This window comes from Streptomyces sp. NPDC008163 (genome assembly GCF_042956885.1).
Lineage (GTDB): Bacteria > Actinomycetota > Actinomycetes > Streptomycetales > Streptomycetaceae > Streptomyces > Streptomyces drozdowiczii_A.
Genome location: NZ_JBIBHG010000010.1, coordinates 254,736 through 272,787, shown reverse-complemented (window position 1 = coordinate 272,787; position 18,052 = coordinate 254,736). Strand labels below are relative to the sequence as shown.

10 protein-coding genes are annotated in these 18,052 nt (G+C 73.2%); 5 read left to right on the top strand and 5 right to left on the bottom strand.

The genetic code is table 11. From position 1 onward, the window contains the following. Positions 1 to 7 precede the first annotated feature (7 nt). Positions 8 to 3,490, top strand: a complete 3,483-nt coding sequence (locus ACFZAT_RS23130) for a M28 family peptidase (RefSeq protein ID WP_391266630.1) — start codon at positions 8 to 10, stop codon at positions 3,488 to 3,490. 64 nt (positions 3,491 to 3,554) lie between these two features. Here the strand turns inward: ACFZAT_RS23130 and ACFZAT_RS23125 are convergent, their stop codons facing one another. After that, positions 3,555 to 4,988 carry a helix-turn-helix domain-containing protein gene (locus tag ACFZAT_RS23125; protein WP_391266433.1) on the bottom strand — a complete coding sequence of 478 codons (1,434 nt, stop codon included), beginning with the start codon at positions 4,986 to 4,988 and terminating at the stop codon, positions 3,555 to 3,557. A gap of 473 nt (positions 4,989 to 5,461) precedes the next feature. Between ACFZAT_RS23125 and ACFZAT_RS23120 the strand changes: the two genes are divergently transcribed. Further along, positions 5,462 to 7,645: a discoidin domain-containing protein gene (locus tag ACFZAT_RS23120; protein WP_391266430.1), complete on the top strand. Its 2,184-nt coding sequence runs from the start codon at positions 5,462 to 5,464 to the stop codon at positions 7,643 to 7,645. Positions 7,646 to 7,723: 78 nt separating this feature from the next. Here ACFZAT_RS23120 and ACFZAT_RS23115 read toward each other — a convergent pair whose 3' ends face one another. Beyond that, positions 7,724 to 10,366, bottom strand: a complete 2,643-nt coding sequence (locus ACFZAT_RS23115; protein ID WP_391266428.1) for a SpoIIE family protein phosphatase — start codon at positions 10,364 to 10,366, stop codon at positions 7,724 to 7,726. A gap of 301 nt (positions 10,367 to 10,667) precedes the next feature. On the opposite strand from ACFZAT_RS23115, the gene ACFZAT_RS23110 reads away from it, so the two are divergent. From ACFZAT_RS23110 to ACFZAT_RS23100, 3 genes are all read left to right on the top strand, one after another. Beyond that, positions 10,668 to 11,153 carry an ion channel gene (locus ACFZAT_RS23110; RefSeq protein WP_391266426.1) on the top strand — a complete coding sequence of 162 codons (486 nt, stop codon included), beginning with the start codon at positions 10,668 to 10,670 and terminating at the stop codon, positions 11,151 to 11,153. Between the two features lie 143 nt (positions 11,154 to 11,296). Next, on the top strand, positions 11,297 to 12,619 hold the full coding sequence (locus ACFZAT_RS23105; protein WP_391266424.1) for a geranylgeranyl reductase family protein: 1,323 nt from the start codon (positions 11,297 to 11,299) through the stop codon (positions 12,617 to 12,619). Between the two features lie 66 nt (positions 12,620 to 12,685). Next, positions 12,686 to 13,483: an alpha/beta fold hydrolase gene (locus tag ACFZAT_RS23100; RefSeq protein WP_391266421.1), complete on the top strand. Its 798-nt coding sequence runs from the start codon at positions 12,686 to 12,688 to the stop codon at positions 13,481 to 13,483. An 88-nt stretch (positions 13,484 to 13,571) separates the two neighbouring features. On the opposite strand, the gene ACFZAT_RS23095 is transcribed toward ACFZAT_RS23100, so the two are convergent. From ACFZAT_RS23095 to ACFZAT_RS23085, 3 genes are all read right to left on the bottom strand, one after another. Further along, positions 13,572 to 16,097 (bottom strand): SpoIIE family protein phosphatase, encoded by a 2,526-nt coding sequence (locus ACFZAT_RS23095; RefSeq protein ID WP_391266419.1) that lies wholly within the window; start codon positions 16,095 to 16,097, stop codon positions 13,572 to 13,574. Between the two features lie 142 nt (positions 16,098 to 16,239). Next, positions 16,240 to 16,422 (bottom strand): Rv0909 family putative TA system antitoxin, encoded by a 183-nt coding sequence (locus ACFZAT_RS23090; RefSeq protein WP_391266418.1) that lies wholly within the window; start codon positions 16,420 to 16,422, stop codon positions 16,240 to 16,242. Between the two features lie 87 nt (positions 16,423 to 16,509). Beyond that, positions 16,510 to 18,036, bottom strand: a complete 1,527-nt coding sequence (locus tag ACFZAT_RS23085; protein ID WP_391266417.1) for an esterase — start codon at positions 18,034 to 18,036, stop codon at positions 16,510 to 16,512. Positions 18,037 to 18,052: the final 16 nt, after the last annotated feature.

Genomic DNA, 18,052 nt, shown 5'->3' with positions numbered 1-18,052 from the left:
CAGACCGATGACGGCCGGGACGACCCTGGCCGTCCTCGCCGGAATGCTGGTCGCCGTCAGCGGCCCGTCCGCCTCGGCGGACCCCGCACCGCCGCCCGCCCCCACGGCACTTGCCACCGCCGTCTCGGCCGCCGACAAGGCCGCTGCCAGCGGGCTCGACACTCTGGCCAAGGGGCCGGAGGAGCGCTACGAACGCCGGATCGTCACCCCGTGGATCAACGGCCTCTACTCCGTCGCGTACGAGCGCACCTACCGCGGTCTGCCCGTCGTCGGCGGGGACGCGGTCGTGGTGGCCGACTCCAAGGGCCGGGTGCGCGGTTCGCAGTCGGCGGTGTCGCGGCGCATCAACGTGCCCACCACCGCGACCGTCTCCGCGAAGGCCGCCGAGGCCGCCTCCCGCAAGCGACTGCGTATGGTGGACGAGGTCGAGAGCCACCGGCTGGTCGTACGGGCCACCGGCAAGCGCTCCCGGCTGGCCTGGGAGACCGTGCTCACCGGCCGGACCGCGAAGGCGCCCAGTCGGCTGCACGTGTTCGTGGACGCGGGCACCGGCGCCGTCATCGACAGCTACGACGACGTCCGGGCCGGCACCGGCAACAGCCAGTGGAACGGACCGAATCCGCTCACCATCAACACCACCTCGTCGGGCAGCAGTTACTCGCTCCGCGACCCGAACCGCCCCGGACTGAGCTGTGCCGACTACAGCACCGGCGGCGTGTTCACCAAGTCCACCGACTCCTGGGGCACCGGCAACGCGTCCAGCAAGGAGACCGGCTGCGTCGACGTCATGTGGGCGGCCCAGCACGAGTGGGACATGCTGCGTGACTGGCTCGGGCGCAACGGCCACGACGGCAACGGACGCAGCTGGCCGGTCAAGGTCGGCCTCAACGACGTCAACGCGTACTGGGACGGCTCCACGGTCTCGATCGGCCACAACCAGGCCAACCAGTGGATCGGCGCGATGGACGTCGTGGGCCACGAGTTCGGCCACGGCATCGACCAGTACACCCCGGGCGGCGCCAACAACGAGTCCGGGCTCGGCGAGGCCACCGGCGACATCATGGGCGCGCTGACCGAGGCGTACACCAATGAGCCGGCCCCGTACGACGACCCGGACTACACCGTCGGCGAGAAGATCAACCTCGTCGGCAACGGGCCGATCCGGGTCATGTACAACCCCGGCCAGATCGGCGACCCGAACTGCTACAGCTCCTCCATACCCAGCACCGAGGAGCACGCGGCGGCCGGGCCCCTCAACCACTGGTTCTATCTGCTCGCCGAGGGCTCAAGCCCCGGTGGCGGCAAGCCCTCCAGCCCCACCTGCAACAACTCCTCGGTGACCGGTGTGGGCATCCAGAGCGCCGGCAAGGTGTTCTACGGCGGCATGCTCCTGAAGACCAGCGGCATGACGTACAAGCGCTACCGCACGACCACCCTCACCGCGGCCAAGAACCTCGACGCCACGTGCACGCTGTACAACCGCACGAAGGCTGCGTGGGACGCGGTCAGCGTGCCCGCCCAGAGCGGTGACCCGGCCTGTTCCCCGAGCGGCAACAACGACTTCTCGCTTTCCCTGGACCCGGCGTCCGGCTCGGTGAAGCCCGGCAGTTCGGTGACGTCCACCGTCCGCACGACGATCTCGTCCGGCAGCGCCCAGACGGTGAGCCTGTCCGCGAGCGGCCTGCCCGGCGGGGTGAGCGTCTCCTTCAGCCCGTCCTCGGTGCAGTCCGGCGCCACGTCCACGATGACCGTGTCGACCACCTCGGCCGCGGCCCCCGGCTCGTACACCTTCACCGTCAAGGGCGCCGGCACCCAGGAGCACACCGCCCAGTACACGCTGACCGTCGACGGCGGCGGCGGCAACCCCGGCGGCACCGCGCCCGACATCAGCGTCGCCGACGTGCAAGCGCACCTGACGCAGTTCAACACCATCGCCTCGCAGAACGGTGGCAACCGGCGCGCCGGAAGCAGCGGGTACAACGCCTCGCTCGCCTATGTGAAGGGCAAGCTCCAGGCGGCCGGCTACACCGTGACCGAGCAGACCTGCGCCACCTGCACCTACACCGGCAAGAACCTCGTCGCGGACTGGCCGGGCGGGCCCTCCGACAGCACCGTGATGTTCGGCGCCCACCTCGACAGCGTGTCCGCCGGGCCGGGCATCAACGACAACGGCTCCGGGTCGGCGACCCTGCTGGAGAACGCGCTCGCCCTGGCCCAGCAGAACCCCACCATGACCAAGCACGTCCGGTTCGCCTGGTGGAACGGCGAGGAGCAGGGCCTCCAGGGCTCCAAGTACTACGTGAGCCAGCTGAGTTCGGCGCAGCGCAGCGCCATCACCGCGTACTACAACTTCGACATGGTCGCCTCGGTGAACGGCGGCTACTTCATCAACAACCTCAACTCGGCGGCCTCGGCCCCGATGAAGGAGTACTGGGCGTCCCTGGGACTGGCCCCGGAGGAGAACGTCGAGGGCCAGGGGCGCTCGGACGACTACTCCTTCCAGCAGGGCGGGATCGCCACCTCCGGCTACGCCACCGGTGCCAGTGACACCAAGACGTCGGCACAGGCGGCCAAGTGGGGAGGCACGGCCGGCCGTTCGTACGATCCCTGCTACCACCAGTCGTGCGACACCACCGCCAACATCAACGCCACCGCACTCGACCGCAGCGCCGACGGGGTCGCTTACACGCTGTGGAAGACGGCGGTCGGCTCCACCGCTCCCGCCGACGACTTCTCCGTGTCGGTGAACCCGGTCTCGGGCAGCGTCCAGCCGGGCTCCTCGGTCACCGCGACCGTGTCCACGGCCACCACCGGCGGCTCCGCCCAGAACGTGCGGCTCTCGGCGTCCGGTGCGCCGAGCGGTGTCACCGTCTCCTTCTCGCCCACCTCGGTGCAGTCCGGCTCGTCGGCCACGATGACGGTCTCCGCGAGCGCCCAGACCACTGCGGGTACGTACACCCTCACCGTGACCGGGACCGGCACGGCCACCCACACCACCACCTACTCTCTGGTGGTCGGTGGCGGCGGCAGCTGCCAGCCCCGGCAGGTCGTGACCAACGGCGGCTTCGAGAACGGGACTTCGCCCTGGACGCAGACCGACGGCGTCATCAACAACCGGACCTCCGAGAAGCCCGCGCACAGCGGCTCGTACCAGGCGTGGTTCGGCGGCTGGGGCAGCACCCACAGCGACACCGCCACCCAGTCGCTGACCGTGCCGGCCGGCTGCTCGACATACCGGCTGTCGTTCTATCTGCGCACCGACACCGCCGAGACGCCCGACGGGAACGCGTACGACACGTTCACCGTGAAGCTGGGGTCCCGCACCCTGGCCACGTACTCGAATCTCGACGCCACCAGCGGCTACGTGCTGAAGACCATCGACGTCGCGTCGGCGGCCGGGCAGACCGTGACGCTGGGCTTCACCAGTAAGGAGGACGCCTACCTGCAGACCAGCTTCGTCGTGGACGACGTGGCCCTCGATGTGAGCTGATCCACCGGCGCGCATACGGGGGCGGGGCGTGGTCCACACGCCCCGCCCCTGCCGTTCTCCGCGCTCAGTGGACGACGGCGGCCAGCCGGCGGACGAAGTCCTCGGTCTCCGCGCGCCCGTCGGCGCGGCCGGCCAGTCGTCCGTAGAGTCCGCGCAGCTCCTGGCCGAGCAGGGTCGCCGGGTGCACCTCGGTGCTGTCCAGGACCGGTCCCGCCACCGCCGAAGCGGCGGCAGGTTCGCCCGCGCAGACGTACGCGTCCGCCGTGCGGGCCAGGAACAGCTTGCGGGCCGAGTGCAGGCCCGGCGGCAGCAGCCGGATCGCGCTGCCGGCCGCGTCCAGGGCGCGCAGCGCGTAACGGCGCTCCCCCGTCGCGGCGGCGAGGTCGCGCAGGGCGCCCGCCGCCCCGGACTCCACCCGCAGGCGCACGGAGGCGACGGAGAGCCAGGGCGCCTCCGCCTCGTCCCGCTCACCGGCCCGGTCCATCTGCGACCAGGCCCGGGCGAGGTGGTGCAGGGTGCGGCCGGCGTCACCGCGCACCGCGTGGCCGCGCGCCTGGTACAGATCGCTCATGGCCCCCGCCCAGTGACGGCCCGCCGCGGCCGCGCGGATGGCTTCGCCGTACGCGAGGGCGGAGGGGCCGTCGCCCTCCAGCCGCGCCAGGGTGCTCATGTCGCTGAGCGCCGCGACCCGCACGCCGACGTGGCCGGACATGGCCGCCCACACCAGGGACCGGTCCAGCCAGGCCATCGCCGTCCCGTTACGGCCCCACAGGAGCCTGAGGCAGCCCGCCGACTGCGCGTACTCGGCAGCCAGCGGGGCGAGTTGGCGCTGGTACGGGGCGGCCGGGAGCGCCATCCAGCGGAGCATCGCGTGCAGGGTGCGCTCGACCACCGCGGTCGCTCCGGGCCAGGCGCGCTCCTCGTCGGCGCGCAGGCAGACGGCGAGCAGCGCGGTCAGGGCGTGCACCGTGTCGGTGTCCAGGGCGGGACGACCGACGGCGTCGGGCCCCAGGGCGCAGAACCGCGCGTGCAGGGCGACGGCGTCGGGGAGCGCGGGGACCGTGCAGCCGTCCCGCCCGTGCAGCGGGCAGAACAGGCCGTACGCGGGCAGCCGCCCGGGCAGGACGGTCTCCGGCGGGAGCATCGCCGGGAGTGCGCCGCCGGCGGGCTCGCCGGGCAGCGGGCCCTGCCGGACCGGGTCGGACAGTGGCCCGGGTGCGACGGTCGCCGCCTCCGTGCGCTCCCGCTCCTCGGCCTCCTCGCAGGCGGCGACGAGATCCCCGTCGGCGTTCAGCAGCCGGTCCAGGCGGCGGGCCAGCGGGAGCGGGGTGCGGCGGCTGCCGTGTTCGAGTTTGCTGATGGCGGTGTGGTCGTAGCCGACCCGGGCGCCCACCTGGGCCTGGGTGAGACCGGCCCGCCTGCGCCGGAGACGGAGCCGGGCGCCGAACGCCCGCCAGGCCTGGACGCCCCGGGGGTCTCCCGGTGCGGCGCCCGTCATCCCGGTCACCCCGGTCCTCGTCGTGCCTGGTCAGCGGTGGTTCCCGCGCCTCGCTCACGGCTCATGCCCGGAGGATAGCGAGGGGCCGGGGCCGCTGTCCCCGGGGCGGGAACAACATGTCCGGTAACAGGCGCGGGCGTGGGCGGCGGAGGGGTCCGCGCGTGCGCCCGGCACGCCCGGTGATTGCGGTGGCAACGATCAGCGAAGCCTCCCGCACTCCCCGTACGCGCTCCGTCATCACCTGAACCGACGCCCCGTCAGTTCTCTTGTTCCGGGCGCTGTCAAGATGGCCGCAACACGGACACACGTGAGCTTTCCGTCGTCAACTGTTGTTCTCAAGTCCACCCGAACAAGCCGTCGGTGCACACCTATTGACGTGTCGTGAGCCGGGGGTGAAGTATCCCCCTCGCTGGAGAGAGCGCTCTCCGGCTTCGTGTCGTGCACCCGTTCCGCGACTCAGGAGACAAGCCCCCATGTATGGACCCCCCTCGCTCCGCAGACCCGCGCCTTCGACCGGAAGAAGACGCACCGGCGTACTGGCCGCCGTCGCCGGTCTCGTCGTCTCGCTCCTCGCCTTCGTGCCCTCCACCTCGGCCAGCGCGGCCCCTTCCCTGCTCTCGCAGGGCAAGACGGTGACCACGTCCAGCCAGGAGAGCGCCGGCACCCCCGCCACCGCCGCCGTCGACGGTGACAACGGCACCCGCTGGTCGAGCGCGTTCTCCGACCCGCAGTGGATCAAGGTCGACCTCGGTGCCTCCGCATCGGTCAGCCAGATCGCGCTGCGGTGGGAGGCCGCCTACGCCAAGAGCTACAAGATCGAGTTCTCCACGGACAACAACACGTGGAGCACCGCCTACTCGACCACCACGGGCCCCGGCGGCAACGAGACGCTGAACGTCTCGGGCACCGCCCGCTACGTGCGGCTGACCGGTACCGCCCGCGCAACCGGATACGGCTACTCGCTCTGGGAGTTCCAGGTGTTCGGCACCACCGGCGGTGACGGTGGCCCGCAGCTCCCGGGCGGCGGTGACCTCGGCCCGAACGTCCTGGTCTTCGACCCGTCGACGCCCAACATCCAGGCCAAGGTCGACGAGATCTTCCACCAGCAGGAGTCGGCGCAGTTCGGCAACGGCCGCTACGCGCTGCTGTTCAAGCCGGGCACGTACAACAACATCAACGCGCAGATCGGCTTCTACACGTCGATCGCCGGTCTCGGCCTCAAGCCCGACGACACCACGTTCAACGGTGATGTCACCGTGGACGCGGGCTGGTTCAACGGCAACGCCACGCAGAACTTCTGGCGCTCGGCCGAGAACCTCGCGCTGAACCCGGTCAACGGCACCGACCGCTGGGCCGTGTCCCAGGCCGCGCCGTTCCGCCGGATGCACGTCAAGGGCGGCCTCAACCTCGCCCCGAACGGCTACGGCTGGGCGAGCGGCGGGTACATCGCCGACAGCAAGATCGACGGCCAGGTCGGCCCGTACTCGCAGCAGCAGTGGTACACCCGCGACAGCTCCATCGGCAGCTGGGGCAACGGCGTCTGGAACATGACGTTCTCGGGCGTCGAGGGCGCGCCCGCGCAGAGCTTCCCCAACCCGCCGTACACCACCCTGCAGAACACCCCGGTCTCCCGTGAGAAGCCGTTCCTCTACCTGGACGGCAACGAGTACAAGGTGTTCGTGCCCGCCAAGCGCACCAACGCGCGCGGTGTGTCCTGGAACGGGACCCCGCAGGGCGAGTCGATCCCGCTGAGCAAGTTCTACGTCGTCAAGCCGGGGGCAACCGCCGCCACCATCAACGCGGCCGTCCAGCAGGGCCTGCACCTGCTGTTCACGCCCGGCGTCTACCACGTGAACCAGACGATCAACATCGACCGCGCCAACACCGTCGTGCTGGGCCTCGGCCTCGCCACGATCATCCCGGACAACGGCGTGACCGCCCTCAAGGTCGGTGACGTCGACGGCGTGAAGCTGGCCGGGCTGCTGGTCGACGCCGGTCCGCAGAACTCCCAGGTCCTGGTGCAGGTCGGCCCCGACAACGCCTCCGCGAGCCACGCGGCCAACCCGACCAGCGTCCAGGACGTGTTCGTCCGGGTCGGCGGCGCGGGTGCCGGCAAGGCGACCACGGGCATGGTGATCAACAGCAACGACACGATCATCGACCACACCTGGCTGTGGCGCGCCGACCACGGCGAGGGCATCGGCTGGGAGACCAACCGCTCCGACTACGGCCTCCAGGTCAACGGCGACAACGTCCTGGCCACCGGGCTCTTCGTCGAGCACTTCAACAAGTACGACGTCCGCTGGTCCGGCGAGAACGGCAAGACGATCTTCTTCCAGAACGAGAAGTCCTACGACGCCCCCAACCAGGCAGCGGTTCAGAACGGCAGCGTCAAGGGCTTCGCGGCCTACAAGGTGGACGACTCGGTCAACACCCACGAGGGCTGGGGACTCGGCAGCTACTGCTACTACAACGTCGACCCGAGCATCCGCCAGGACCACGGCTTCGAGGCCCCGGTCAAGGCGGGCGTGAAGTTCCACGACCTGCTCGTCGTCTCGCTCGGCGGCCAGGGCCAGTACAACCACGTCATCAACGACACGGGTTCGCCGACCTCCGGGACCTCGACCGTGCCGTCGAACGTGGTGTCCTTCCCCTGACGGGGACACGCAGGACATGAGGCACCCGAGGTGAAGCGGCGCGGGGCCCGGCGGACTGCCGGGCCCCGCGTCCGTCGTCTACAGGAGACCGGCCGGCGGGGGGCCACCGAGGGTCTGCTCCGACCAGATGACCTTGCCCCGGTCGGTGTACCTGGCCCCCCAGCGCTCCGCGAACTGGGCCACGAGGAAGAGGCCCCGGCCGCCCTCGTCCGTCGTGGTGGCGTAGCGCAGATGCGGGGAGGTGCTGCTGCAGTCCGACACCTCGCAGGTCAGGGCCCTGTCGTACAGCAGCCGGACCGTGATGGGCTCGGAGCCGTAGCGGATGGCGTTGGTGACGAGTTCGCTCAGGATGAGCTCGGTGACGAAACCCTCCTCGTCCAGGCCGCGGTCGGAGAGCCAGCGCATGGCCTGCTTGCGGATTCCGGCGACCGCGGCGGGGTCCGGGGGCACGTCCCACTGGACACGCCGGGACGGGTCCAGGGTGCGGGTCCGGGCGACCAGCAGGGCCACGTCGTCGCCGGGGCGGCTGGGCAGCATGGTCTCCAGCACGTCGTCGCAGGTCTCCTCGGGGGTGCGGTCGCGGTCGGCCAGCGAGCGGCGCAGCAGCTCCATGCCGTCGTCGATGTCCCGGTCGCGGCGCTCCACCAGACCGTCCGTGTACAGGACGAGCCGGCTGCCCTCGGGGACGTCCAGCTCGGTCATCTCGAAGGGCATGCCGCCGATTCCGAGGGGCAGTCCGGCCGGGATCTCCGGAAAGCTGACCGTGCCGTCGGGCAGCACCAGCGCGGGTCCGGGGTGGCCGGCCCGGGCGACCGTGCACCGTCCGGACACGGCGTCGTAGATCGCGTACAGGCAGGTGGCACCGGTGATCGCGCCGCCGCCCGACTCCTCGTCCTGGTCCATCCTGACCACCAGTTCGTCCAGGTGGCCGAGGAGTTCGTCGGGCGCCAGGTCGAGCGTGGAGAAGTTGAGGACCGTCGTGCGCAGCCGGCCCATCGTGGCCGCCGCGTGCAGCCCGTGCCCGACGACGTCGCCGACGACGAGGGCGACCCGGGCTCCGGAGAGCGGGATCACGTCGAACCAGTCGCCGCCCACGCCCGCCTGCGCCGGCAGATAGCGGTAGGCGACGTCGAGGGCGTTCTGCTCGGGCAGGCCGCGCGGGAGGAGGCTGCGCTGAAGGGTGACGGCCATCTCGTGCTCGCGGGTGTAGCGGCGGGCGTTGTCGACGCTGACCGCGGCGCGGGCCACCAGTTCCTCGGCGAAGGAGAGGTCGTCCAGGTCGAAGGCGTCGCCGTTCCGCCCGCGCCAGAAGTTGGCGACGCCCAGGATGACTCCCCGGGCGCGCAGCGGGACGGAGAGCAGCGAGTGGTAGCCGTGCTCCAGGACGCGGGCGGCCTGTTCCGGTTCGGTCTCGCGCCACTGCCGGGAGGAGGCCAGGTCGGAGACGATCCAGGTGTGCCCGACGCCGGTGCCCAGGCCCTCGGCGCTGGTCGGCCGGTAGCCGATGACACGGCCGGACGTGAAGAGCGGGTGGTCGTCGGCGGCGCTGCGGACGGCGGTGCGGCGGAGCTCCAGGGTGTCGCCGGTGGGCGGTCTCGGCTCCCCGCCGCGCAGGACGGCGTCGGCCAGGTCGACCGTCACACAGTCGGCGAAGCCGGGGACGGCGACGTCCGCGAGTTCCTGGGCGGTGGTGGTGACGTCGAGGGTGGTGCCGATGAGGGCGCCCGCCCGGTAGAGGAGCGTCAGCCGTTCGCGTACGGTCTCCGCGCGGCCGGTGAGGGCGCGCAGTTCGGTGGTGTCGCGCAGGGTGGCCACCATGCCGGGCTGGCCGCCGCGCTCCTCGGTGGGGCGGAGGTTGACGGCGAGCAGCCGGTCCCCGGCGGGCCGCAGCTCGTCCGTCGCGACCTGTCCGGAGGCCAGCAGCTCCGCGGTGCCGGAGGCGAGCCCGAGGTCGGTCACCGCACGGCCCTCGGCGTCGGGCGGGAGGTCGAGCAGCCGCCGGGCCTCGTCGTTGGCGAGCAGCAGCCGGTGGTCGGCGCCGATGATGAGGACGCCCTCGCGCACGGCGTGCAGGACGGCGTCGTGGTGTTCGTACATCCGGGTCATCTCGGCCGGGCCGAGGCCGCGCGTCTGGAGGCTGAGGCGGCGGCCGACCAAGGCGGCGCCGGCCGCGGTGAGGGCGAGGGCGGCGATCCCGGCACCGATGGTCAGCGGGATGCTCGGGTACGCGAGCCGGTTGACGGCCTCGACCTTGATGCCGACCGCCACCAGTCCGGCCACGGAGCCGTCCCGGCGCTCGACGGGCACCAGTGAGGTGACGGCTCTGCCCCGGCTCCCCGATATCGTGCGGGTGACCGCTTCGCCCGCGACCGCGTCCTTGTAGGGGCCGGTGATCCTCTTGCCGATGAGGGCGATGTCGCGGTGGGTGTAGCGGATGCCGTTGGTGCCCGCCACGACCACGTTCTCGACGCCGGTGCTCTGCCGGATCTCCTCGGCGCGCGGCTGGAGGACGACCGTGGGGTCCTTGCTGTCGAGTGCCGCCGCCACGCCCGGGGCGTGGGCGAAGGTCTGCGCGACGCTCAGCGACTGGGCGCGCGCCGCGCTCATGCTGTCGCGGCGGCCCTGTACGACGAGGGCGACGACGGCGGCGGCGTCGAGCAGGACCACGATGCCGAGCATGAGGACGAAGAACTGTCCGGCGACGGTGCGAACGCTGAACATCGAGATCAGTCCGCGTCCCCAGGAGGTCCGCCGGCGGGGCGGCTTCGAGGGCGCGGGTGCGTCGCCGCCCGGGCGGCCGCCCTCGTGTCGCTGCGGACGCCGGGCGGAGCGGTGAAATTTCGCCCGGAATCGACCTGTGCCACCCACGTATCCAGGTTTAACACGGATCGTCGCAGGGCGATCGGCGTGCGGGACCGGTCCGTGTTCCCTGGCGGCCCGTGCCGTGCGCGATCGGGTGACGCCCCGGCGACGGGCGCGTGCCCGGGCGCCGGGAGCGCCGCCGGGGCCCGATGATCCGGAAATGGTGCCTGTATTCCTGACCAAGGCGGTCGAGCTGCTGCTCGGCCGGGAGAACCGCTCGCTGCATCTGAAGGCGGCCGGCTGGGCGACGGTGCTGCTCGCCGTGACCATGCTGGCCGGCTCCTGGCTGGTGGTCCTGGCCGAGCGGCACGCGCCGGACGCCACGATCACCTCGTATCCACGGGCGCTGTGGTGGTCGGTGGAGACCGCGACGACCGTCGGTTACGGGGATCTCTTCCCGGTGACGCTGTGGGGGCGGGTCGTGGCCGCCGTCGTGATGGGGGTCGGCATCACGACCTACGGGATGGTCACGGCCGCGCTCGCGACCTGGTTCGTCGGGCACGAGCAGCGTCGCCGTCACCGGCTGGCCGCCGAGGCGGAGCACGCCGCACGCCGGATGCGGGACGACACGGAGCGGGTGCTGCACGAGCGCTTCGACCGCATCGAGCGGCTGCTCGCCGATGCCGGGCGCAGGCCGCCGGGCTGAGCGGCGGGGCGCTCCGGGTGTGAACGGCCCGGGGCGGGGCAGCCCTTTTCCGATCACCCGCCCCGGGGGCCCGGGAAACCGGCAGGATGTCGGTGTACAGGGCCGTCGTCCCGGCGGCGGTGCCGAGCGAGGAGAGGAGCCCCATGCGGGAGACGCGTGCAGAGCAGTCGCCGTCGGACGAGGAGACCGCTCCCGGTGCGGCCGAGGAGGCGCAGGTCATCGTGGTCGGCGCGGGCCCGGCCGGTTCGTCCGCCGCCTACCACCTCGCGAGGGCCGGGGTCGATGTGCTGCTCCTGGAGAAGTCCCGCTTCCCCCGCGAGAAGGTGTGCGGGGACGGCCTGACCCCGCGCGCGGTGCACCAGCTGATCCGCATGGGCGTCGACATCCAGGCTCCCGGCTGGACCCGGTCGCGGGGGATGCGCTGGGTGGCGGGTCCCCGGCAGGTGGAGATCGACTGGCCGGCGCTGGGCGGCTTCCCGGACTTCGGGCTCACCCGCAGCCGGCACGACTTCGACGACATCCTGGCCCGGCACGCCGTGGCGGCGGGTGCCCGGCTGCGTACCGGGGTGAAGGTGAAGGAGCCGGTGACCGACCGGGCGGGGCGGATCACCGGGGTGACGGCGGTGTCCGGGGCGGGCACGGTGGTGCACCGGGCGCCCGTGGTGATCGCCGCCGACGGCGCCTCGGCCCGGATCGCGCTGGCGATGGGTCTTGAGCGGGACGCCAAGCGGCAGATCGCGACGGCCGCCCGGCGCTACTACCGCAGCCCGGAGCGTTCCCGTGAGGACTTCCTGGAGCTCTGGGCCGACCTGCGCTTCCCGGGGAGCGACGCCTATCTGCCCGGGTACGGCTGGATCTTCCCGATGGGGGACGGCCGGGTGAACGTCGGCCTGGGTGCGCTCCCCCACCGCCGGCACGGCAGCGCGGACCTGCGGGCCACGCTGGACCGGTGGCTCGCCCGTACGCCCGAGGAGTGGGGGCTGCGGGAGGAGAACGCGGAGGGGCCCGTGCGCAGCGCCGCCCTGCCGCTGGGCTTCAACCGCCACCCGCTGTACACCCGGGGGCTCCTGCTCGTCGGTGACTCCGGGGGCATGGTCAGTCCGTGGAACGGCGAGGGCATCGGGCAGGCGATGGAGGCGGGCGAGGTGGCCGCCGAGACGACGGCCCTCGCACTGGCGCTGCCGCCGGGACCGAGGCGCGAGCGGGCGCTGCGCCACTACCCGGCCGAGATGAACCGGCGCTGGGGCCGCTACTACCGGCTCGGCAACACGGCCGCCGATCTGATCTTCAGCAGGTCGGGCTTCCAGCCGGTGCTGAACCGGTACGTGATGGGCTCGCCGCCCCTGCTCAACACCCTGGCCCGGCTGCTCACCAACCTCACGGAGCACCCCTCGCGCGACGCGATCGACCATGTCCTGAACACGGCGGTCCGCCTGGTGCCCGCGCCGGGGGCCCGGCGACGCTGATCCCGTACGTGTTCACCGTCCGCGGTGGACGCCCCGCACACCAGATGTGAGAACCGAAGGCGATCCATGCACAAGCGAGAGACCGAAGAGGCAGGCCGGGGAGCGGGCGCGCGCCCGGAGACCTGGCTGCGCCGCTACCACCCCACGGACGCCCGCGCCGAGCTGGTGTGCTTCCCGCACGCGGGCGGCGCGGCGGGGTTCTGGCGCCCGCTGTCCGCCGCCGTGGGGCAGGCGCTGGACGTGCGCGCCGTGCAGTACCCGGGCCGGCAGGACCGCTACCGCGAGGAGCCCCTCGATGATCTGCACCGGCTCGCCGACCTGATCGCCGAGGCCCTGGCGGCCGGCCCCGCCCCGGCCGGGCCGCGCGTGCTCCTCGGGCACAGCATGGGCGCCTCGCTCGCCCACGAGGTGGCGCTGCGGCTGTCCGGTGTCCCGGGCCGGGGGGCGGCGGCGCTGATCGTGTCCGGCCGGCGGGCGCCCTCGCGCCTGGGGTCCGGCGGGCCGGCGACCGATGAGGCGCTGCTCGCCCGGGTCCGCGAGCTCGGCGGCACGGACCCGGCCGTGCTGGCCCATCCGGAACTGCTCGACGTGATCCTGCCCGCGCTGCGCGCCGACTACGCGGCCGTCGCGGGGTACGTGCCGCGCGGCGGTCTCCTGGCGTGCCCGGTCGTCGCCCTCACCGGGGACGGTGACCCGGAGGTGGCGGTGGAGGACGTGGCGCCGTGGCGGGAGGAGACCACGGGCCCGTTCGCGATGCGGGTCCTGGCGGGCGGGCACTTCTTCCTGAACGACCATCTGCCGGCCGTCGCGCAGCTGGCCGTGTCCCTGTCCGCCGCTCCGGCGCGGGGGCCGCTCAGCCGCTGACCCACCGGCCGGAGCTGGGCCGCCGACACGGCGTGAAGGCGCGCCTGACCTGTGCGGACCGCCCCGGCGTTGCGCTGCACGGCGGTTCTCAGTCGTCCTCCCCCGTCCACCGGGCCGCGAGGAGCAGGGCGATGTCGTCGGGCCGGTCCGCGGCCTGGCGGGCGCGGCGGATGACGTGGTCGGCGGTGTCGGTGAGCGGGGCGGCGCCCAGGCCCTGGAGGGTGGAGCGCAGCCGCTCGACCCCCACGTCGATGTCGATGCCCGCCTGCTCGACCAGGCCGTCGGTGTACAGGGCGAGCGTGGCGCCCGGGTCGAGGTGCAGTTCGGTGACGGGGTAGCCGGCCTCGGCGTCGATGCCCAGGACGATGCCGCCCGGGAGGTCCATGACCTCGGCGGTGCCGTCGGGCCGGCGCAGGACGGGCTGGGGGTGCCCGGCGCGCACGGCGTGCGTCCGGCCGGTCGCCGGGTCCGTCACGATGTAGCAGCAGCTCGCGAACTGGCCGGTGTCCAGGTCGATGAGCAGGCGGTTGGTGCCGCTCATGACCTCCTGGGGGTCGTGGCCGCTCAGCGCGAAGGCCCGTACGGCGCTGCGGAGCTGGCCCATGGTCGCTGCGGCGGCCACGCCGTGGCCCTGCACGTCGCCGATGACGAGGGCGAGGCGGCCGTGGGTCTCGATCACGTCGTACCAGTCGCCGCCGACGTCCATGCCCTGGGTGCCGGCGAGATAGCGGCCCTGGGTGTCGATGCCGCGGACGGCGGGCAGCCGGTGCGGCAGCAGGGCGTCCTGGAGGCCGCGGGCGAGGGCGGCCTCGGTGTCGTAGCGCTGGGCCCGTTGGAGGGCCTGGGCGATGAGACCGGCCAGGGCGGTCAGGACCGTGCGCTCCTCCGGGCTGAAGCCGCGCGGCTGGTCGAAGCCGAGGATGCAGGAGCCGACCAGCCGCCCTGAGGCGATGAGCGGGAGGAAGGCGCGGGCGCCGACGTCGGCGTCCATGGGGATGCCCGGGTAGGCGGCGGCCAGGCGCTGCATGGACTCGAAGAAGATGGGGCGCCCGGTGGTGAGCGTTTCCACGCCGGGGATGCGGGCCTCCAGGCCGACCGCGTCGAACCGGTCGAGGAAGCCCTGCGGGAAGCCGGTCTCCCACTCCAGGTAGAGGTGGCCCTCCTTGAGCAGGTAGATCGCCAGTTGCCGGCCGCCGAAGGCGGGGAGCAGTTCCTCGGTGACCACGCGGGAGACCTGCCGGGCGGTGACGGCCTCGGTGAGCGCGATGGCGAGGGCGACCGGCCGGTAGAGGGCGGCGGACCGGTCGGCCGGTGAGCCGAGTCCCAGTCCGGGCGAGACGACGGAGTCCGGGGTGTAGGCGGGCGTGTCGGTGGGCGTGAGGACGGCGGTCAGGCCCTCGTGCCCCGGGTACAGGGAGACCGAGAGCCAGGGGGGCGGTTCGCGGCGGGCGAGGAAGTGGACCGGGGCGTCGGAGATCATCGCGGCCCGGTAGTGGTCCTCGTACGCCGGATTGGCGAACCAGGGCAGCGCCTCCCAGAGCACCCGGCCGACCAGGGCGGTGCGGGGCCGGCCGAGCATGTCCTCGGCGAGCGGGTTGACGTAGGTGATCCGGCCGAAGCGGTCGAGCGAGAAGATGCCGCGCGGCAGCCGGTCGGCGGCCTCGGCGACGACCGGGCCGATGCCCAGGTCCACCAGGAAGCCGGTCAGGTGCCCGCCGGGCCCGACGTCGTCCTGTCGGCGTCCGGAGACCTCCAGCAGGTGGGAGCGCCCGTCCGGGCCGCGCAGCCGCATCCGGCGTACGACGGGGCCGCCGGAGCCCGCCGCCTGTCGGGCCAGCGCCCACAGGCCGTAGACGTCCTCCGGTGCGAGCCGGGCGGCCAGGGCGTCGATGGTGCCGGGGAAGCGTCCGGCCCCGGTGCCGAGGATCGCGGCGAGGTCGTCGTCGGCGTCGACGGCGCCGGTGGCGAGGTTCCAGTCGAAGCGGCCGATGCGCACGGGCGGCGAGGTCTTGGCGGGCAGCTGTACGGGGAGCGGCTCGCCCTCCCACTCGGCCCGCTCGCTCTCCCGCTCGGGCCGGGTGCCGGCGCCCGCGAGGCCGGCCAGTTGGGCGCCCAGGCCGTCGGCGATGTGCTGGAGGCGTTCCCGGTCGGCTGCGGGCACCGGCTCGTCGCCGGTCGCGGCGCGCAGGACGACGAGGACGCCGACCGCTGAGCGGCGGCGCAGCACCGGCACGTACAGGGAGCCGAAGGGGAACGGCAGTCCGGCCATCAGCTGGGGGAAGCGCCGCATGGCGTCCTCCGCGTCGGCGAGATACACCGGGCTGCCGGTGCGGAACGCCTCGGCGACCGGGAACGGCCGGTTCACGTGCATCCGCCACCAGGGGCGGAACAGGGGGCCGGGGAGTCCGGCGAGGACGGCGAGCCGGAGCAGGCCTGGGGTGCGCGAGGGGAGGTAGACCCCGCCGGCCCGGCCGCCGACCGCGTCGATGGCGTGTACGACGGACTGGGCGAGCACCAGGGACAGGTCGTCCGGTGCCCGGCCGTCCTCCGGTCCTGCGGGCGGGCCGTCGCTCGGGCCGATCGGCAGCCGCCCGGCCGCGCCGTGCCAGGTCACACAGCCAGCATGCTCCCGGGCGGCCGGTGCGGCACGTCGGAGGCGCCCCGGCCCGCACGGTCGGCGGGGGCGGCGCGACGCCCGGGAGCGGTGGACACCACAGCTGGGGTGTCCACCGCTCCCTCACGGTCCGGGCAAGCGTTTACCGGCCCTGGTCCGGCCTGTCACCGAACTGGTCATTGGCCTTCTGCTGGGCCGAGTCGACCTGGCCGCTGTACTTGCCGCCGGTCTTCTTGTCGACGTAGTCGCCGCCCTTCTCGACTCCCTGGCGGGCCTGGTCCGGATGCCCCTTGATCATGTCCTTGATCTTGTCGAGCATGCCCATGACTGACCTCCTAGAGACGCTGACCGTTCCAGCATCCACGGCTTGCCGTTCCCTCGCATTCCGGGACATCCGGGTCCGGTCGCGGCCCTACTCGTCGACCGCCTCGCCGAAGCGGGCCTCCGTCCGGGGGGCGCCGAGCGATCCGCCGTCGAAGGTCCACGATCCGGTGGCCGTCACGCCTCCCCGGCCGGCGGGCAGCACCCAGACGACCCCGTTGGACATGTCCTCGCCGGGGGCGGCGGCCAGGAGGCCGAAGCGTCCGTCGCCGTCGGGGTCGATCAGGCGCACCTGGCCGCCCCACTGGTCGCCGGTCTCGGGCACCCCGGGCACGTCCGCGGAGTCCTGGTCCCAGGAGCGGGCCCCGGCCGCCGTCAGCCCCCCGGCCGCTCCACGCAGCACCCAGACGGCCCCCGTGTCGAGCCGGGACGGGTCCGAGCCCGGCGCGCCGACGTCCTCCAGCGGGGCGCCGACGGCCACGTCCGCGTAGCCGTCGCCGTCGGTGTCGGCCACCGACAGGTCGCTGCCCCAGCGGTCGCCCTCTTCGGAGACCCCGGGGACGCCCGGGGAGTCCTGCGTCCACCAGACGGGCTCGGTGCCGGGCCCGGCGGCGCCGACGACCGGGCCGTCCCCGGCGCTGCCGTAGTAGACGCCGACCACGCCGCCGTCCAGGGCGCCCCCGCTGGTGGCGTCGGGGCGGCGCGGTGTCCCCGTGACGAGGTCGTCGTATCCGTCGCCGTTGATGTCACCGGAGGCGACAGCGGGGCCGCCGCGCAGGGAGCGCTCGAAGCGGAGCCCCTGGACCTGGCCGGAGAAGTAGGCGGACCAGCCCTCTCCGTGGTTGGGGCCGGCGGCCGTCCCGGAGACCATGAGGTCGGCGAGGCCGTTGCCGTCGTAGTCGCCCGTGGTCAGCGACTTCGGGTCGATCTCGTGTCCGGGTTCGGCCGGGATCACGCTCTCGCGCTGGGCGGGGGCGAGGGGCGCGGTGTCCTTCTTCGTCGGGGCGGGGTCGTAGCGAAGGAGCATGAGGTCGGACCGGTCGGTCACGGCCAGCTCGTCGCCGGGGATGTCGGGGCTGAAGTGGGCCGCCGCGAGGGCGCTGCCGAATCCCGCCGAGGCGCTGGGCTCGTCGGCCTGCAGCCAGTCGCTGTCCGTGCCGGTGAGGCCCTGCGGCGACCCCCACAGCACGACGGCGCCGCCCGCGTCCGCCACGGGCTCGATGTCCTCGCCCGGGACGCCGATGATCGCGTCGTCGTAGCCGTCGCCGTTCAGGTCGCCGGTGGCCACGGACTGGCCGAAGGCGTCGCCCGCCTCGGCGGCGCCGCGCACCCCGGCGGTGTTCTGGCTGAAGACGGCGGACGGGCTCGTGCCCAGGCCGCTGCGGGAGCCGTACTGGACGGTGACGAAGCCGGCGCCCCACTTGCTGCCGATCGTGGCGCCCGGGGCGCCGATGAGCACGTCTTCGTAGCCGTCGCCGTTGAAGTCGGTGTTGCGGTCGTGCGCCCGGACGGCGCCGGGCGCGGACGGGCCGGCGTAGGCGGAGGGCGCGGCGATGGCCGCGCCCGTCAGCAGGAGGATCGAGGCCGCGAGAACGGCGGCCGAACGGTACGTACGCACAGGTGGCTCCTTGGCT

Excerpts from the sequence above, each read along its gene's own strand:
- ACFZAT_RS23130 (WP_391266630.1), top strand. The coding sequence starts at position 8 with ATGACGGCCGGGACGACCCTGGCCGTCCTCGCCGGAATGCTGGTCGCC.
- ACFZAT_RS23125 (WP_391266433.1), bottom strand. The coding sequence starts at position 4,988 with ATGACGGGCGCCGCACCGGGAGACCCCCGGGGCGTCCAGGCCTGGCGG.
- ACFZAT_RS23120 (WP_391266430.1), top strand. The coding sequence starts at position 5,462 with ATGTATGGACCCCCCTCGCTCCGCAGACCCGCGCCTTCGACCGGAAGA.
- ACFZAT_RS23115 (WP_391266428.1), bottom strand. The coding sequence starts at position 10,366 with ATGTTCAGCGTTCGCACCGTCGCCGGACAGTTCTTCGTCCTCATGCTC.
- ACFZAT_RS23110 (WP_391266426.1), top strand. The coding sequence starts at position 10,668 with ATGGTGCCTGTATTCCTGACCAAGGCGGTCGAGCTGCTGCTCGGCCGG.
- ACFZAT_RS23105 (WP_391266424.1), top strand. The coding sequence starts at position 11,297 with ATGCGGGAGACGCGTGCAGAGCAGTCGCCGTCGGACGAGGAGACCGCT.
- ACFZAT_RS23100 (WP_391266421.1), top strand. The coding sequence starts at position 12,686 with ATGCACAAGCGAGAGACCGAAGAGGCAGGCCGGGGAGCGGGCGCGCGC.
- ACFZAT_RS23090 (WP_391266418.1), bottom strand. The coding sequence starts at position 16,422 with ATGGGCATGCTCGACAAGATCAAGGACATGATCAAGGGGCATCCGGAC.